The following is a 16,809-nucleotide window of genomic DNA, read 5'->3' as shown; positions in this document are numbered from 1 at the left end:
ACGGCTGCCCGGCGGGCTGCTGCTGGTACGGGGGCTGCTGCGGCGGGTACGGCTGCTGCTCCTGCTGCGCCACGGGTGCCTGCCCGCTCGCGAACCGCTGCGCCGGGGTCGGTGCGCCGACCCCGCCCGGCTGCCCGACGATCCGACCGTCGGCGAGGCGGATGATCCGAGAGCACCGCGCGGCGACCGTCTCGTCGTGCGTCACGAGGACGAGCGTGCGTCCCTGCCCGGTGGTCGCGTGGAGCAGCGCCCCCATGACGTCGGCGGAGGTCCGGGAGTCGAGCGCGCCGGTCGGCTCGTCGGCGAAGACGATCGGCGCACCGGTCACCTGAGCGCGGGCGATCGCGACGCGCTGCGCCTGACCACCGCTCAGTTCGCCGATCCGGCGGGTCTCCATGCCGGCCAGTCCCAGAGCGGCGAGCCACGCGGCCGCACTCGACTCGGCGGCGATCCGCGGTGTCCCGCCGAGCATCAGGGCGATCGCGACGTTCTCGACGGCGGTCAGCTCGGGGATGAGCAGGCCCTGCTGGAAGACGAAGCCGAAGGACTCGCGCCGCAGCTGCGAGCGGTGGCGTTCGTCGAGCTGGTCGACGCGGACGACGCCCGTCGGGGTGCTGAAGGCGATCGAGCCGGTGTCGGGGGTGACGATCCCGGCGAGCGCATGCATGAGCGTCGTCTTGCCGGAGCCGGAGGCACCCATGATGGCGACCGACTCACCGGGGAGGATGTCGAGGTCGACGCCGGCGAGGGCGACGGTCGGCCCGTACTGTTTCGTGAGTCCGCGAGCGGAGAGGATCGAAGTGTTCATGCTCCCATCGTCGGCGGCGGGTGTCCCGCAGCGCGTCGGCCGGGCGATGCAAGCTCCGCCGCCCGGGTCATCCGCGAGGTGGACCCGGCGTGGACCTCGCGGTCAGTTGCCGCGGCGGCGGTACTGGGCGAAGACCGCCGCGTCGGCTGCCCAGCCTGCGCCGAGGAAGCGGAGACCTGTTCCGGCGTCGGTCCCGCCGGCTGCGGCCGCGGGCGTCTGGGTCGGCTCGACCGAGGTGGTGAGGTCGACCCCGGCAGCGCCCGCGGCGACGTGCGCAGTAGCGCTGACGCGCTCGGCGACCACTCCCTGCTCCGCGGCCTCGTCGCGCAGGCCCGGCATCGGCTCCGTCAGCGGGACCGCCCGCAGCGGTGCGGTGACCCGGGTGTGGACGGCGTGCGAGCGGGTGATCGATGACATGTCCCCATCGTCCTGAACCCGAGCACCCGGCACATCCCGCAGTCGGGTGATCCTGCGTGCCCCGGTCTCATCCTCCGGTACCACGACAGCTGTCGGGCAAACGGGCGGTGGGCAATACGCTTGCGGCATGACGAGTGCACCCCATCGCCACCAACCGCTGCGTCCGGCGGCGCGTCAGCAGCGGGTCCGGTTCCGCGCCCACCGCCCGGCCGAGGTGACGACCACCGTCAGGACGACGCTCCAGCGCCCCTTCGCGATCGGCTTCGTCGGAGCACTCGGTGCCCTCGCGGCCATCCTGCTTATCCTCACCCTCGGCTCACTGTCGACCATCCTCGTCTCCATCGCGGTCGGACTCTTCATCGCCCTCGGCCTCGACCCGGTCGTCGTCCGACTCGAGGCACGAGGCATCAAGCGCCCGTTCGCCATCGCGATCGTCTTCGCCGCCTTCGCCGTCCTGCTCGCGCTCCTCCTGGCCCTCGTCATCCCCGTCGTCACCCGGCAGGCCGTCGAGCTGGTGAGCAACGCCCCCGCCTTCCTCACCGGCATCCAGGACCAGGAGTGGTTCCGGTCCCTGAGCGACTACCTCGGTCCGGGCGTCGATCTCCAGGGCGCGCTCGATTGGCTCTACGGGGTGGCCGCCGACCCGAAGACGTGGGTGGTCCTGGCCGGCGGCGCGCTCAACCTCGGCGTCGGCATCGCGAACGGCTTCTTCGGCGGCTTCATCGCCCTCGTCCTCGCGCTCTACTTCCTCGCGTCCATGCAGGCGATGAAGAACGCGTTCTATTCGCTCGTGCCCCGTCGCTCCCGGCCGCGCGTCGTGTCGATCACCGACCAGATCACCGCCTCGATCGGCGGGTACGTGAGCGGCATGGTGGTGCTGGCCGGGATCAACGCCGTCCTCGGGCTCATCATGATGCTCATCGTCGGGGTGCCGTACGCCGGGATCCTCGCCGTCGTCATCTTCTTCGTGACGCTCATCCCGCTCGTCGGCTCCATCATCGCCACGGTCGTCGTCGCGACCGTCGGGCTGTTCGACTCACCGACGACCGCCCTCGTCGTCATCGTCTACTACCTGGTCTACATGCAGATCGAGTCGTACGTGCTGACGCCGCGGGTCATGAACAAGGCGGTCGCGGTGCCCGGCGCCCTCGTCGTCATCGGCGCGATGGTGGGCGGTTCGCTCATCGGACTGCTCGGCGCCCTCGTCTCCATCCCGGTGACGGCGTCGATCCTGCTGATCATCAAGCAGGTCGTCGTGCCACGGCAGAACGCGAAGGCGTAGCCCTTCGACAGGCTCAGGGACCGGTGGTGGGCTCAGGGACCGGTGCTCAGGCCGTCTGCACCGGGACGGGACGACCGGCGAAGCGGATGCGGACGGACTCCCCCGCCTCCAGTCGTTCCGTCGCGCCGTGCTGCACCGCGACCAGCGTGCCGTCCGGCAGCTCGACGGTCGTGCGACGCACCGGGCCGAGGAAGCTCGAGGTGAGCACGACCGCAGCAGACCCGACCGTGGGCTCCGTCGCGTCGGTGAACACGACGTCCTCAGGCCGGACGAGCGCGACGACGGCACCATCCCCCGGCTGCTCGCCGATCACCGGGAGCACCTGCCCGAGCACCTCGACCCCACCGGGCACGAGCACACCCGGGATCCGGTTGCTCAGGCCGATGAACTCCGCGACGAACGGCGACGACGGCCGCGAGTAGAGCTCCTCCGGCGTCCCGATCTGCTCGATGACGCCGGCACGCATGACGGCGACCCGGTCGGCGACGGCGAGCGCCTCCTCCTGGTCGTGCGTGACGAAGAGGGTCGTGATCTGCAGCTCCGACTGGATCCGACGGATCTCGTCACGCAACTGGACGCGCACCTTGGCGTCGAGGGCGCTGAGCGGCTCGTCGAGGAGGAGGACCCGAGGACGCGTGACCAACGCCCGGGCGAGAGCGACGCGCTGCTGCTGCCCGCCCGACAGCTGGTGGGCGTAGCGGGCGGCGAGGTGGCCGAGGCCGACGAGGTCGAGACTCTCGGCGGCACGCGTCCGTCGCTCGGCCGCCGGCACCTTCCGCATGCGCAGGCCGAACTCGACGTTCTCGATCACCGTGAGGTGTGGGAACAGCGAGTACGACTGGAACACCATGCCGAGGTCGCGCTTGTTCGTCGGCACGGACACGACGTCGACCCCGTCGATGAGCACGCTCCCCGAGGTGATGTCCTCGAGCCCCGCCAGGCTGCGGAGCGCGGTCGTCTTCCCGCACCCCGACGGCCCCAGCAGCGCGACGAACTCACCGGGCGCGAGGTCGAGGCTCACGCCGTCGAGGGCACGGGCACCCGAGCCGTAGTCCTTCACGACGCGATCGAACCGCACCGCCGCGCCGGCCGGGCGTCCGTCTCCGGGCGTCGCTGCCGGTGCCGACTGGTCGATGGTGGTCATGGTGTCTCCCTGATGCGGCGGATCGATCCGACGCGGCCGATGATGAACAGCAGGACGAAGGCGAAGGCGAGCGCCAGCAGGGCGAAGGCCACCGCGACGAAGGGATCGCTCTTCGACACCTGCACGAGCGAGGTCTGCAGCGTGTTGCGTCCGAGGAGCGAGGCGATCGTGTACTCACCGAGGACGACGGCGACCGAGATGACCGACGCCGTCAGCACGCCGCGACGCAGGTTGGGCAGCAGGACGCGGACGAGGACGGTCCCCCAGCCGGCGCCGAGCGTGCGCGCGGCCTCGGCGAGGGTGCCGACGTCGACCGACTGCAGGTTCGCGGCGATCGCCCGGTAGGCGTACGGCAGCACCGTGATCCCGTACGCGAACGCGAGCGTCCACGGCGCACTGCCGAGCAGCCTGGCCACGACCGAGTAGACCGGCGCGAGTCCGACGACGAGCACGATGGCCGGCACGGTGATCGGGATGATGCAGACGAACTCGAGGACCCGCTGCAGCTTCGGGAAGCGGAGCTTGACGAGGATCATCGTCGGCAGCAGGAGCACCACGACGATCAGCACGGTCACCGCGGCGAGCACGACGGAGTTGCCGATGCCCTGGAAGAGCACCCGGTACTTCCGCGAGTTCTCCGGGTCGAGGATCGCAGCCCAGTGGCCGAGGTCGTGGCCGCCGTCGATCCCGGCGCGCAGGGTGAACTCGACCATCGACAGGATCGGGACGGCGAACACCACCGCGACGACGACGAGGATGACCCGGCTCGTGAGCTTCGACGGCGTGGCCGAGTCGCGGACGGCGCTCATCGCTGCCACCGTTCCGTCCGCGCCTGGAGGGCGGAGTAGGCCGTCATCATGACGACCATCACGACGATCATCCCGATCGCGAGCGAACCGGCGAGGTTCTCCCGGCCGAGGACGGTCTCGCTGATGAGGGCACCGCGGATCTGGAGTGGCACGATCTGCGCCCCCTGGCTGATGAGCGCGGCGGCGGTCGCATAGCTCGAGAACGCGTTCGCGAACAACAGCAGGAGCGACCCGAGGAAGGAGGGGGCGAGGATCGGCATCGCGATCCGGGTCCAGTAGGTGAAGCGGGTGCCGCCGAGGGTCGCGTTCGCCTCGGACCAGGTCCGCTTCAACCCCTCCATCGCCGGCATGAAGGTGATGACCATGAGCGGCACCTGGAAGTACAGGTACGGCAGGAGGAGGCCCGGGACCTGGTAGAGCCACACGCCGTCGGCGAAGAGGTCGACCCCGAGGCGGTCCTTGAGGAACACGGTGACGAGGCCCTGGATGCCGATGGTCGCGATGAAGGCGAAGGCGAGCATGACGCCACCGAACTGGGCGAGGACGCTCGAAGCCGCATCGACGAAGGTGCGGATGAGTCCGTCGGGCCGGACCGCGAGGAGCGCGTAGCAGACGAGGGCTCCGACGACGGCTCCGGCGACCGCAGTGACGGCGGAGACCCAGAAGGAGCTGGCGAAGGCCCCGAGGACCGCCGGTTCGGCGAGCGCCGTGAGGTTGTCGAGCGTGAACGCGCCGTCGCCGTCGAAGAAGCCGGTGGCGAGGGCGAGGAACGTCGGGACCGCGAGGAAGAGCAGGGCGTACAGCGCGAACGGCGTCAGGCCGAGGAGCGTCCAGCGCGGACGGCGGCGGGGGCGCGCCGCAGCGGGTTCGGCCGAAGCGTCCGATGCGTCGGTCGGCGGGAGCGAGACGGCGGGGCCGGCGTGTGCCGACCCCGCCTCACTCCGCCGGGTGGCGGAGGTGGTCATCAGGAGATCGCTGCCGCCCACTTCTCGGCGAGCAGCGAGGTGGCCTGCTCGGTCTGCTCGGGCGTGAACTGCACGAGGTCCGCGGGCATCTCGCCCACGGCGTCGAGCGCCTTCTGGTCGACGGTGTCGGCCTCGACCATCGCGGCGAGGGTCGACGGGTACGCGCCGGCGGCGAGGTACAGGTTCTGCGCCTCGGGGCTGAAGATGAACTCCTGCCAGAGTCGCGCGGCCGCGGGGTGCGGGGCGTCCACGTTGATGGCCTGGTTGTAGTAGCTGCCGACGGCCGAACCCGGGAGGACGGTGGTCTTCCAGTTGCGCTGGCCCTCGTTCTCGGTCGCGGCGGCGAGGTTGTTGTAGCTCCAGTCGATCACGACGGGGGTCTCACCCGAGGCGATCGTCGCCGGGGTCGGGTCGAGGGGCAGGAAGTTGCCCGCCTGGTTGAGCTTCTGGAAGAAGTCGACACCGGGCTGGATGTCGTCGGCCGAACCACCGGACTGCAGGGCGGCGAGGTAGACGCCGGCTGCGGCGGCACCGGCCTGGGTCGGGTCGCCGTTCAGCGCGACCTTGCCCGCGAACTCAGAGCCGAGGAGGTCGTCGAGCGACTTCGGTGCCGGGACGGCGTCCGCGTCATAGCCGATGGAGACGAGGCCGGTGTAGTCGTAGACCCACAGGCCGGTCTTCTCCTTCGAGCCCTCCGGGATGTCGTCCCAGTTGGCGACCTGGTACGGCGCGAACTGCTTGAGGTTGTCGAGGGCGACGGCGGAGCCGAGGTCGAAGACGTCGGGAGCGGTGTCCTGGCCCTGCTGGTTCTTCGCGGCCGTGATCTCCTCGGCGCTCGAGACGTCGGGGTCGGCCGAGTTGACCGTGATGTCGTACTTGTCCTCGAACGCGGAGATGATCTTCCCGTAGTTCGCCCAGGTGTCGGGGAGGGCGATGACGTTCAGCTGGCCCTCGGCCTTCGCCGCCTCGACGAGCGCGTCCATCCCGCCGAAGTCCTCGGCGGAGGTCGCCGTCTTGGCGTCGACGTCGGAGCCGGCTCCGGTGTCCGCTCCGGCGGAGCATGCGGTGAGCGCGGTCGCTGCGAGCGCGACGATGGCGAGGGCGGTCATACGCCTGGTGTTCACGGTTCCTCCAGTGACGTCGGCGGCCGCCCGTGCTGTCGGGCCGTCGGATACCGCGTCCGTCGTCTGGAGGACAAGCTAGGGTCGCGACGTAGCGCGATCGGGGCCTGCCGGTGTCGCGCAGGTGAACAGTGCCCTTCGACAAGCTCAGGGACCGGGCGGGGGGGCTCCGGGGCCGCGTCAGCCGCGGAGGGCCACTGGGCCGGGGCTCCTGGCGAGGCGCTCCTCGAGACCGGACCGGACCTCCGGCCACTCCTCGGCGATCACGGAGAACAGCGCGGTGGTCCGCCACGTGCCGTCGGCCCGCTGCTTGTCGCGGCGGATGAGCCCCTCGAATGTGGCCCCGAGGCGCAGGATCGCCGTGCGCGAGCGCTCGTTGCGCTCGTCGGCCTGGATCTTGACCCGGCCGAAGCCCGCGTCGAACGCGAGCCCGAGGAGCAGCAGCTTCGTCTCGGCGTTGACAGCGGTGCCCCAGACGCGCGGGTCGTACGCCGTCCAACCGAGGTGGGCGGCCTCCCCCGGCTCGTCGAAGTCGCCGAGCGTGGACGTGCCGACGAGGAGCCCGTCGTGCTCGCCGCCGACGAGACGGATGACGTAGGTGTTGCGCACGCCGGTCGTGAAGTAGCCGTCCGCGAAGGCGTCGAACTCGGCCTGCGTCGTCGGCAACCCCGCAGGCCCGCCGCCGTAGCCGCCGGCGAAGACCTCCGGGTGCGCGATCGCCGTGAACAGCTCCGGATAGTGCGCGCGTTCAAGCGGTTCGAGGCGGATGGTCCGGCCGTCGATGGGGCGGGGCTCAGGGCGTCGTGCGGTCACCGTTCCACCGTATCCGGTGACGGGCGTCGCGCGCGGACCGGTCTCGCGGTCAGGCGAGGATGAGGCAGGTGGGCGAACCGGCGTCGAGCGTCCCGAGGAGCGTCGTCGGGACCCCCGTGCGCTCGTCGAGCCGGAAGCTCGCAATGGAGTTCGACAGCTGGTTCGCGACGTGCAGGAAGCGACCCGACTCCCGGTGGTGGCGCGGCATCGTCCCACCGCACTCGACGTCGGCCACGGCCTCGACCCGCGAACCGTCGCCGGTGACCCGCAGGGTGGCGATGCGGTCGCTCCCGCGGACGCCGACGTGCAGCTGCTCCCGCGAGGCGGCGAGGCTGATCTCGGCACCCGTGTCGCCCTCGGACACGCCCTCCGAGGTGGCGACGGTCGCCGCGAGGATGTGCCAGTGCCCGTCGGTGCCGTCGACACCGAGCGTGAAGACCTCGACCGAGTACTCGGTGATGACGTGGAGGTGCCCGCTCGGGTGGACGACGAGGTGTCGCGGACCCGTGCCGCGCGGGAACACGACGGTGTGGTCGAGCACCAACCGCGGCCCACGGAGCTGCCAGATGCGGACCGTGTCGTGGCCGAGGTCGGTGGTCGCGATGCGGCCGTCCGGGAGGAGCGCCGAGGCGTGCGCGCGCGACGGTCGGGACGGCAGAGCCTCGCCGACAGCGGCCTCCAGCGCGAGCAGCGTGAGCGCGTCCTCGCCAGCGTCCGCGGACTCCGCAGCGAGCGCGGTGGGCGACGCCCAGGGGTCGACGGACGCCTCGCCGAGACGCGGGTCGCCGGCGAACGCCGCGTTCTCCGCGAGCGGGACGGTCACGACCCGACCGTCGCCGTAGCAACTCGCGACGAGGACGTCGGCACCGGGGACCGTCGCGACGTGGCACACCGAGTCGCCGGCTTCGATGGGCTTGCCGAACGGCGCGAGCCCGAACTCGCCGGAGCGCTTGAACGCTTCGACGGCCCCGGTCGACTCGCTCGCGGCGTAGACGATCGGCAGCGTCGGGTGCAGGGTGATGAAGGACGGCGACTGCGCCTCCGACGACTGCACGAGGCGGAGGGTGCCCGCCTCGTCCTGGCGCAGCAGGCTGATGCCGGCACCGGTGCCGTCGGCCTCCGAGGTGTAGGAACCGAGCAGGAGGTAGGGGTTGTCGTCGCTCACCCCCACAGTCTCCCACCTGCGCCGTCTGACATCGGCGCCCGCTCAGGAGGCGCGGCGGGCACGGACGCCTGCCGCGTACTCCTTCGGGGTCATGCCGATCGCCTCACGCACGATCCGGATGAGCGTCGCACGGGTGATCCCGAGCGCGTTCGCGAGGGTGACGAGCGAGAGGTCGGGATCGTCGTCGAGCGTCGCCAGGGCGCGCCGGACCCGTGGGTCGAGCGCTCCGGTGTCGCGCTGGGCACGCACCGCCGGGCGAGGCCTGACCTCACCGCTCGTGAGCTCCTCGACCGGTGGCAGCCCGGGCAGGGACGGCTGACTGGATTCGTCCACCATGGCGCGTTCGACGCTCGTCGTTCGCTGCTCGGGTCAGTCGACGAGGTCGTGACGCACGACGATCGCGTCGCGGCCGGGACCCACACCGATCGCGGAGATGCGCGAACCGCTCATCGCCTCGAGCGCCAGCACGTAGTCCTGGGCGTTCTTCGGGAGGTCCTCGAAGCGGCGGACACCGGTGATGTCCTCCTGCCAGCCGGGGAACTCCTCGTAGATCGGGACGGCGTGGTGGAAGTCGGTCTGCGAGACCGGCACCTCGTCGACCCGGACGCCGTCGACCTCGTAGGCGACGCACACCGGGATGGTGGCGAGGTCGTCGAGGATGTCGAGCTTCGTCAGGACGAAGTCGGTGACGCCGTTGATGCGCGCCGCGTACCGGGCGATCGGGGCGTCGTACCAGCCGACGCGACGCGGGCGGCCGGTCGTCGTGCCGAACTCGAAGCCCTTCGAGCGGAGGTAGTCGCCGGACTCGTCGAACAGCTCGGTCGGGAACGGGCCGGCGCCGACGCGGGTCGTGTAGGCCTTGACGATGCCGATGACGCGGTCGAGGCGGTTCGGGGCGACACCGGAGCCGGTGGCCGCACCACCCGAGGTCGCGTTGGAGGAGGTGACGAAGGGGTAGGTGCCGTGGTCGACGTCGAGCATCGTGGCCTGCCCACCCTCGAAGAGGACGATCTTGCCGTCGTCGAGCGCCTCGTTCAGGACGAGCGCGGTGTCGGCCACCATCGGGCGGAGTCGCTCGGCGTAGGCGAGGAGGTCGGCCACGATCTCGTCGACCGTGATGGCGCGGCGGTTGAAGACCTTGACCAGCAGGTGGTTCTTCTGGTCGAGGGCGCCCTCGACCTTCTGGCGCAGGATGTTCTCGTCGAAGAGGTCCTGGATGCGGATGCCGACGCGGTTGATCTTGTCGGCGTAGGCCGGGCCGATGCCACGGCCGGTGGTGCCGATCTGACGCTTGCCGAGGAAGCGCTCCGTCACCTTGTCGATGGTGCGGTGGTACTGGGTGATGACGTGCGCGTTGGCGCTCACGAGGAGGCGCGAGACGTCGATGCCGCGGGCCTGGAGCGCCTCGAGCTCGTGGAACAGCACCTCGATGTCGATGACGACACCGTTGGAGATGACGGGGACGACGCCGCTCGTCAGGATGCCGGACGGCAGGAGGTGGAGCGCGTACTTCTCGTCACCGATGACGACCGTGTGCCCCGCGTTGTTGCCGCCGTTGAACTTCACGACGTAGTCGATGCGGTCACCGAGCAGGTCGGTGGCCTTCCCCTTGCCTTCGTCGCCCCACTGGGCGCCGACGATCACGATTGCTGGCATCTGGATGCCGCCCCTTCCGGATTCTCGTGTGCCCGGCGGATCCGCTGGGGAACCACGCCCTGACAGGCCGGACGCCCACCCTCTGCGGGCGGGCGTCTCGTGCACGCACCCCTCCATCGTACCGGAGGAGGGTCACGGGCACCGAGTCCCGGGCTGCGCTCGATACCATGAGGGGATGTTCAGGCCTCGGGCGGCCGTCCTGCCTGCCGATCGCCCTCGACGACCGTCCTCTCGACCGACCGAACGGAACCCATGACCTCCCTGCCGCGCCTCGTCGCCTTCGACCTCGACGACACCCTCGCCCCGTCGAAGTCCGCGCTCGACCCTCGCATGGCCGAACTGTTCGTCGCGCTCCTCGAACGCACCTCGGTGTGCATCATCTCGGGCGGCCAGATCGTGCAGTTCCAGAACCAGGTGCTCGACCGGCTCGGAGCCGCGTCGCCCGAGGCCCTCGGCCGACTGCACCTCATGCCCACCTGCGGCACCCGGTACGACCGCTTCGACGGCACCGCGTGGGTCACCGTCTACAAGCACGACCTCACCGACGACCAGAAGGCCCGCGCCATGGGCGCGCTCGAGACCGAGGCCAAGCGACTCGGCCTCTGGGCCGACGAGACCTGGGGACCGATCCTCGAGGACCGCGGCTCGCAGATCACCTTCTCCGCCCTCGGGCAGGCAGCGCCGGTCGCCGAGAAGACCGCCTGGGACCCCGACGGCGCGAAGAAGGAGTCGCTGCGCGCCGCCGTGCAGGCGTTGCTCCCCGACCTCGAGGTCCGCTCCGGCGGCTCGACCTCCGTCGACATCACCATGGCGGGCGTCGACAAGGCGTTCGGCATGACGCGGCTCGCCGAGCACACGGGCATCCCGCTGGAGGAGATGGTCTTCGTCGGCGACCGTCTCGACGAGGGCGGCAACGACTACCCGGTCCTCGCGCTCGGGGTGCCGTCGGTGGCCGTGCACGGCTGGCAGGACACGGCGGCGTACCTGGAGTCGCTCGGCCTGTAGGGCGCCGGTCCCTGAGCCGCGCCCCGGTCCCTGAGCCTGTCGAAGGGCTAGTCGGAGCCGAGGATGACGATCGCGGAGGTCGGCGGTGCCGCCGCCGCGACGAGGTACTCGATCTCCTCCGACGCGGTGGGGTCGGCCTCGCGCAGGAAGGCGTCGAGACGCTCGACCTCTTCGGTCTCGCCGATCGCCTTCGCGGAGCGGCGGAGCGCGTAGAGCGAGCGCAACACCCCGCGGTTCGGCGCGTGCGACCACGGGATCGGGCCCTGACCGCGCCAGCCGGCGGCACGGAGCGAGTCCAGGCCGCGGTGGTACCCGACCCGCGCGGCCGCGTAGCCGGGGATCGGCGACTGCGGGTCGTGGACGGCGTCGGCGAGGAGCGCCCAGCCGAGCGAGGAGCGGGGGTGGGCCGCGAGGAGGTCCGCCAGCGCCTCGATCGAACCGACGGCCGCGTGGAACTCGGCATCGGTGGCGCTGTCGTCCGGCAGCAGTGTCGGAGGGGTTGCCATCAGATTCTCACCGGTCATCGTTCAACCATAGCTCCGTTCCCGGAGCCCGGCGTGGGAGGAAGCTGGCAGCCCTCGCTGAGAGCTCGCCGCATCAATCGACATCGATATTGCACACCGCTGTGCAAGATAGTACGATCGCTGTCATGACCACCACCCAAGCGCCTGCTAGCGGGTCGCGCGCCCCTCGTCGCGACGCCGCGGAGAACCGCCTCGCGCTGCTCGAAGCCGCCCGCCTGGCGCTCCGCAGCGACCCCGACGCCAGCCTCGAGACCATCGCGGCCGCCGCCGGCCTCACCCGCCGTTCGGTGTACGGACACTTCGCCACGCGCGACGAGCTCGTGAACGCCGTCGTCGTGGCTGGGGCCGAGCGCGTCGCCGCGTCGATCACGGCCGTCCGAGGCGAGGACCCGCTCACCACCATCGCGCTCATCGGCGACGTCCTCTGGGCCCAGGTGGACCACGTCCGGATCATGGCGCCGCTCGCCGTCCGCGGGCCGCTCCGCGCCGTCACGGCGGCAGCCCTCGAACCCGTTCGGACCCTCCTCCTCCGCACCGTCGAGGCCGGTGTCGCGGACGGTTCCATCCGCCCCGACATCGACGCCGGCGTCCTCGCCCGACTCGTCGAGAGCACGGCCGTCGGGGTGCTCGAAGAGGCGACCCGGTCCGGCCTCTCGACGAGCGCCGGCCGCCGCCTCGTCATGCTCGCCACCCTCGGGGCTGTCGGTCTGTCGTGGCAGGACGCCACGGCGGTCGCCGACCGCGCCGACACCGGACACGCAGACACCCACCGGCACACCGCCGGCACCGGTACGAACGAGGAGTCCTCCCATGCGCGTTGAACTCGACGGCGTCTCCAAGGGCAAGGGCGGCATCGTCCTCGAGCCGACCTCCCTCTCCTTCCGGACGGGCGAGGCGACCTTCGCCCGCGCCGAGACCGAGCAGCGGCCGACCGTCCTCGGCCTCATCGCCTCCGGCCGGATGAAGCCCGACACCGGGACCGTCCTCATCGACGGAGCGACCGACCGCAAGACGATGCGCCGCGTGATCGCCCTCATCGACGCGCCCGACGTCTCCGAACCGGCCAGCGGCGTCGCGGTCTCCGGCGTCGTCGCCGAGGAGCTCATGTTCGCCGGCCGGGCGAGCCACCCCTTCGCCGTCGCGCGGTTCCTCGAGTCGCTCGACCTCGCACACCTCGCGAAGCAGCCGATCTCGACCGTCGCGCCGACCGACCGCGTGCGGCTCCTCACCGAGCTCGCGGTCCTCCGGGAGGACGTCACCGCACTCGTCCTCGTCTCCCCCGACCGCCACGGCGGCGACCCGCTCGAGTGGTGGAACCTCGCCCGCAAGCTCGCCGCCCGCGGCTACGGCGTCCTCGTGATCGCCGGCGACGCTTCGGCGACAGCCATCAACGCCACCGCGGACGCCCCGGTGTCCGAGAACGCCACGGACGAACTCGTCCCCCTCTTCCAGCAGGACTGGTCGTGACGCACACCGTGCACCACCACCGTCCAGCCACCACCTCATCCCGCACCACCCGTCCCCAGAAGGACCTCCTGTGAAGATCTTCGCGATGATCCGCGCCGAACTGTCCCGCCTGTGGGCCACGCCCATGTCGCGGCTCGCCCTCGTCGCCCTCATGTGCGTCCCGCTGCTCTACGGCGGCCTGTACCTCTGGGCGAACCAGGACCCGTACGCCAAGCTCGACCAGGTGCCCGTGGCGCTCGTCGTCGAGGACACCGGTGCGCCGGCGACCGACGACACCACCGGCGACGCGACCGGCGAGACGGAGAACTACGGCGACGACATCGCCGACCAGCTCATCGAGGACGGCTCGTTCGCCTGGCACGAGGTCAGCGCGGCCGACGCCGCCCGGGGGGTGAACGACGGGACCTTCGACTTCAGCGTCACGATCCCCGCCGACTTCTCGACCTCGCTCACCTCCGCGTCGGGCGACGCCCCGCAGCAGGCGACGGTGCAGCTCACGACCAACGACGCCAACAGCTATCTGGCGACGACGATCGGCGAGCAGGCCGTCAAGCAGATCAAAGCGACCATCGTGCAGACGGTCAACCGTCAGGCCGCCGGCCGGTTCCTCATCGCGCTCGACACGATCAAGACGAAGCTCGTCGACGCCACCTCTGGCGCCACGCAGTTGGCCGACGGCGCACAGCAGGCCTTCGACGGCGCCGGGACCGCCCAGGCCGGCGCTGCGACCCTCGCGTCCGGCACGGCCCAGATCGCCGCGGGGACGGCCAGTCTGCCCTCGCAGACCGATCAACTGGCCTCGGGTGCCGAGCAGGTGGCGTCCGGGACGTCGACGCTCGCCGGCAAGGGTGACGAGGTCGGAGCAGCCGCCCAGCGACTCGTCGACTCGATCCCCACGGCCCGCGCCCAGATCTCACAGACGCTCGCGGAGAACGGCTTCACCCCCGAGCAGATCGCCCAGGTGCTGGCGCTCCTCGACCCGGTGGCAGCCGACGCCACGACGGCGAACGAGCGCGTCCAGACCGTCGTCTCGCAGGTCGACCAGCTCAACAGCGGCGCCCAGCAGGTCGCCGGAGGCGCCCGGACGCTGAGTGACGCGATGCCAGCGCTCGCTTCGGGGACGCAGCAGGCCGCCGACGGTGCGGCGTCGCTGCAGACCGGCCTCGCGACCCTGCAGACGGGCCTCGGCACCCTCCGTGACGGCATCGTCACCCTCCGCGACGGTCTGCAGTCCGGCGCGGACGCCATCCCAGCGACCACCGCGGACTCCCGCGAACTCCAGGCCAAGACGATCGCCGACCCGGTCAAGCTGACCAACTCCTCCGTGACGAGCGCGGGCACCTACGGAGCCGGACTCGCGCCGTTCTTCGTCAGCCTCGCCGCCTGGATCGGCATCTACGCGCTCTTCCTCATCGTCAAGCCGGTGTCGCGGCGGGCGATCACGGCGCTCCACAGCCCCATCAAGGTGACGGTAGCCGGCTGGCTCACGCCCGGCCTCCTCGGCACGATCCAGATGGTCGCGCTGTTCGGGATCCTCGCCGGCGCCCTGCACTTCGAGGTCCACAACCCGCTCGCGACCTACGGGATGATGGCGCTCGCGTCCCTCACCTTCGCGGCGATCATCCTGACGCTCAACGTGTGGTTCGGCAGCGTCGGACAGTTCCTCGGCCTCGTGCTCATGGTCGCCCAGCTCGTCACGGCCGGAGGCACGTTCCCGTGGCAGACACTCCCGGCGCCGCTGGCCGCACTGCACCACGTGCTCCCGATGTCCTACGCCGTCGACGGCATGCGCCAGTTGATGTACGGGGGACGGATGGACGCCGCCCTGCAGGACGCCGGGGTCCTGCTGGCCTGGCTGGCGATCGCACTGAGCCTCTCGGCGATCGGCGTGACGCGGATGACGCACGCCAGGACGCTCCGCGACCTCCGGCCGAGCCTCATCGGCTAGGCAGCCATCGAGCGCGCAGGAGCCCGCGCCGGAGCGTCGTCCTCGGGTCGGACGACGCTCCGGCGCGTGTGGTCGGCCTGCTGCGTGCGACGCCCATTCGGGTCGGGCATCGTTCGACGTCGGCGTCTGAGCGCCGCGTCGATCCGGGTTCGGGTCCGCCCGACAGCGTTGCACTCCCTTGAGTGATCGACCGGAGGCGCGATCATGACGCGGAACGCGCCAGATTCTCGGCACGGTCGTCGAGCCACCGGAAGGACCGCGTTCGTCCGGGGCGAAGACCCCGCCGACACATCCCGGAAACACCGGAGGCCGCCGGGAGTGGGGGGACTCCCGGCGGCCACCGGTGCGACGGAACGGGCGCGTTCCGTCTGGAGCAGCTGAGCGTCGCGGTTCGGGCCACGGCGATCAGCTGCGGGTGCAGCGCGCTGCTCAGCGGGAGAGCAGCGACGCCTCCTCGCGCTGTTCGGCGAGCATCCGACGACGCGTCGCGAAGGCGGCTCCGGCCCCCCAGATGAGGAGCGATGCGAACAACGCGCCGGCCGGAGCGATGAGCTCGCTCGAGCCGGGCTGCGTCGCACTGATCGAGCTCGACGCCTCGTCGACCCGGGCGTCGGCCTGAGCCGGCGCGGCGACGCCGACGATGAGGGCGACCGCGAGGGCGGCGGGGACGGCGAGCGCGGCGACGCCACGGACCTTGGACGGGTGGGTTCCTCGTTCGGGCGAGACTCCCAGGGCAGAGCGGTGCTTCATCTTCGATTCATCCTTCGGGTGACCGCCGATTCGCACCGCACGGATTCGGGTCCGTGCGGTGGCCCTCGGTGGCTTCGGGTGCCGGAGGGATTCGGGTTCGGCGGTGGAGTGTTGCTCCGCTAGACAGTATGCCGGGGGGTGTCGGCACTTTGGGGGACCTCGGGGGCAATTGAGGGAATCTTGAGGTGTTCCTGAGGTACGCACACGGGTGCCGTTCGAAACCACCCGCGGACGGGGGCCAACCCGATCAGGACGCGTCGAAGGAGACGTGCTGCATGACCCAGGCGTGCATCGCGACGGCTGCCGCCGCGGAGGCGTTGATCGATCTCGTCGACCCGAACTGGGTGATCTCGAGCACCGCGTCGGCAGCGGCGAGCGCCTCCGGTGAGAGCCCAGGCCCCTCCTGCCCGAAGAGCAGGAGGCACCGCTCGGGAAGGCGGAACGTCTCGATCGGGACCGACCCCGGCACGTTGTCGATCGCGATGATCGGCAGCTCGGCCGCCGACGCCCAGGCGACGAGCGCCGCGACGTCGACGTGGTGCTCGACGTGCTGGTAGCGATCGGTCACCATGGCTCCGCGCTTGTTCCACCGTCGGCGCCCGACGATGTGCACGGTGTCGGCGGCGAACGCGTTGGCGGTGCGCACGATCGACCCGATGTTCATGTCGTGCTGCCAGTTCTCGATGGCGACGTGGAACGGATGGCGGCGGTCGTCGATGTCGGCGACGATGGCCTCCATCGACCAGTAGCGGTAGCGGTCGACGACGTTCCGGGTGTCGCCCTCGCGCAGCAGCTCGGGGTCGTACCAGGGGTCGTCCGGCCACTCCCCCTGCCATGGACCGACGCCGGCCGTCGGGCTCTCGGCCTGATCGGGGCCGGCGACCGGGTCGTCCGGGTGGAGCGGGGTCTCTGGCACCAGCCAACCCTACCCGCGC

At 71.0% G+C, this 16,809-nt stretch carries 17 protein-coding genes and 1 pseudogene; 5 read left to right on the top strand and 13 right to left on the bottom strand.

Annotation, left to right across the window (positions count from 1 at the left end):
* Positions 1 to 130: 130 nt before the first annotated feature.
* Positions 131 to 808, bottom strand: a pseudogene (locus RWN05_RS14810) (ABC transporter ATP-binding protein); the annotation flags it as partial.
* A 102-nt stretch (positions 809 to 910) separates the two neighbouring features.
* Positions 911 to 1,225 carry a hypothetical protein gene (locus tag RWN05_RS14805; RefSeq protein WP_314140105.1) on the bottom strand — a complete coding sequence of 105 codons (315 nt, stop codon included), beginning with the start codon at positions 1,223 to 1,225 and terminating at the stop codon, positions 911 to 913.
* 127 nt (positions 1,226 to 1,352) lie between these two features.
* On the opposite strand from RWN05_RS14805, the gene RWN05_RS14800 reads away from it, so the two are divergent.
* Positions 1,353 to 2,507: an AI-2E family transporter gene (locus RWN05_RS14800; protein ID WP_314140103.1), complete on the top strand. Its 1,155-nt coding sequence runs from the start codon at positions 1,353 to 1,355 to the stop codon at positions 2,505 to 2,507.
* 46 nt (positions 2,508 to 2,553) lie between these two features.
* Here RWN05_RS14800 and RWN05_RS14795 read toward each other — a convergent pair whose 3' ends face one another.
* The 8 genes from RWN05_RS14795 to RWN05_RS14760 all read right to left on the bottom strand — a co-directional run bounded on the left by RWN05_RS14795 (position 2,554) and on the right by RWN05_RS14760 (position 10,180).
* On the bottom strand, positions 2,554 to 3,651 hold the full coding sequence (locus RWN05_RS14795) for an ABC transporter ATP-binding protein (protein WP_314140102.1): 1,098 nt from the start codon (positions 3,649 to 3,651) through the stop codon (positions 2,554 to 2,556).
* Entirely contained in the window at positions 3,648 to 4,460 is an 813-nt protein-coding gene (locus tag RWN05_RS14790) for an ABC transporter permease (protein WP_071262275.1), read from the bottom strand. The genes RWN05_RS14795 and RWN05_RS14790 overlap by 4 nt, the downstream gene beginning before the upstream one ends.
* Complete coding sequence (locus RWN05_RS14785) at positions 4,457 to 5,425, bottom strand: ABC transporter permease (protein WP_314140100.1); 969 nt, start codon at positions 5,423 to 5,425, stop codon at positions 4,457 to 4,459. Before RWN05_RS14785 ends, RWN05_RS14790 begins: the two co-directional genes overlap by 4 nt.
* Positions 5,425 to 6,534, bottom strand: coding sequence for an ABC transporter substrate-binding protein (locus RWN05_RS14780; protein WP_064296115.1), 1,110 nt, complete (start codon positions 6,532 to 6,534; stop codon positions 5,425 to 5,427). Before RWN05_RS14780 ends, RWN05_RS14785 begins: the two co-directional genes overlap by 1 nt.
* Before the next feature lie 192 nt (positions 6,535 to 6,726).
* A complete protein-coding gene (locus tag RWN05_RS14775; protein ID WP_079001349.1) occupies positions 6,727 to 7,359 on the bottom strand; it encodes a GNAT family N-acetyltransferase in 633 nt (210 codons plus the stop codon).
* Positions 7,360 to 7,408: 49 nt separating this feature from the next.
* Positions 7,409 to 8,524, bottom strand: coding sequence for a beta-propeller fold lactonase family protein (locus RWN05_RS14770; RefSeq protein WP_314140099.1), 1,116 nt, complete (start codon positions 8,522 to 8,524; stop codon positions 7,409 to 7,411).
* A 42-nt stretch (positions 8,525 to 8,566) separates the two neighbouring features.
* A complete protein-coding gene (locus RWN05_RS14765; RefSeq protein ID WP_064295555.1) occupies positions 8,567 to 8,860 on the bottom strand; it encodes a winged helix-turn-helix transcriptional regulator in 294 nt (97 codons plus the stop codon).
* Between the two features lie 33 nt (positions 8,861 to 8,893).
* A complete protein-coding gene (locus RWN05_RS14760) occupies positions 8,894 to 10,180 on the bottom strand; it encodes an adenylosuccinate synthase (RefSeq protein ID WP_064295554.1) in 1,287 nt (428 codons plus the stop codon).
* Positions 10,181 to 10,432: 252 nt separating this feature from the next.
* Between RWN05_RS14760 and RWN05_RS14755 the strand changes: the two genes are divergently transcribed.
* Entirely contained in the window at positions 10,433 to 11,185 is a 753-nt protein-coding gene (locus tag RWN05_RS14755) for an HAD-IIB family hydrolase (protein WP_064295553.1), read from the top strand.
* Positions 11,186 to 11,232: 47 nt separating this feature from the next.
* On the opposite strand, the gene RWN05_RS14750 is transcribed toward RWN05_RS14755, so the two are convergent.
* Entirely contained in the window at positions 11,233 to 11,691 is a 459-nt protein-coding gene (locus tag RWN05_RS14750) for a DUF3151 domain-containing protein (RefSeq protein WP_314140096.1), read from the bottom strand.
* A 143-nt stretch (positions 11,692 to 11,834) separates the two neighbouring features.
* On the opposite strand from RWN05_RS14750, the gene RWN05_RS14745 reads away from it, so the two are divergent.
* The 3 genes from RWN05_RS14745 (at position 11,835) to RWN05_RS14735 (ending at position 15,124) form a co-directional block, all read left to right on the top strand.
* Entirely contained in the window at positions 11,835 to 12,530 is a 696-nt protein-coding gene (locus tag RWN05_RS14745; protein ID WP_064295551.1) for a TetR/AcrR family transcriptional regulator, read from the top strand.
* Positions 12,520 to 13,176: a hypothetical protein gene (locus tag RWN05_RS14740; RefSeq protein WP_314140094.1), complete on the top strand. Its 657-nt coding sequence runs from the start codon at positions 12,520 to 12,522 to the stop codon at positions 13,174 to 13,176. The genes RWN05_RS14745 and RWN05_RS14740 overlap by 11 nt, the downstream gene beginning before the upstream one ends.
* Before the next feature lie 70 nt (positions 13,177 to 13,246).
* Positions 13,247 to 15,124, top strand: coding sequence for a YhgE/Pip family protein (locus tag RWN05_RS14735; RefSeq protein WP_121291556.1), 1,878 nt, complete (start codon positions 13,247 to 13,249; stop codon positions 15,122 to 15,124).
* Positions 15,125 to 15,553: 429 nt separating this feature from the next.
* On the opposite strand, the gene RWN05_RS14730 is transcribed toward RWN05_RS14735, so the two are convergent.
* Complete coding sequence (locus tag RWN05_RS14730; RefSeq protein ID WP_079001341.1) at positions 15,554 to 15,874, bottom strand: hypothetical protein; 321 nt, start codon at positions 15,872 to 15,874, stop codon at positions 15,554 to 15,556.
* Between the two features lie 247 nt (positions 15,875 to 16,121).
* Positions 16,122 to 16,790 carry a TrmH family RNA methyltransferase gene (locus RWN05_RS14725; protein WP_314140092.1) on the bottom strand — a complete coding sequence of 223 codons (669 nt, stop codon included), beginning with the start codon at positions 16,788 to 16,790 and terminating at the stop codon, positions 16,122 to 16,124.
* Between the last annotated feature and the right edge of the window lie 19 nt (positions 16,791 to 16,809).

The sequence above is a fragment of the uncultured Plantibacter sp. genome, assembly GCF_963518075.1.
Taxonomy (GTDB): Bacteria; Actinomycetota; Actinomycetes; order Actinomycetales; family Microbacteriaceae; genus Plantibacter; species Plantibacter flavus_A.
The sequence above is the reverse complement of the archived record's forward strand: the minus strand, read 5'-3'. Positions and strand labels throughout refer to the sequence as shown.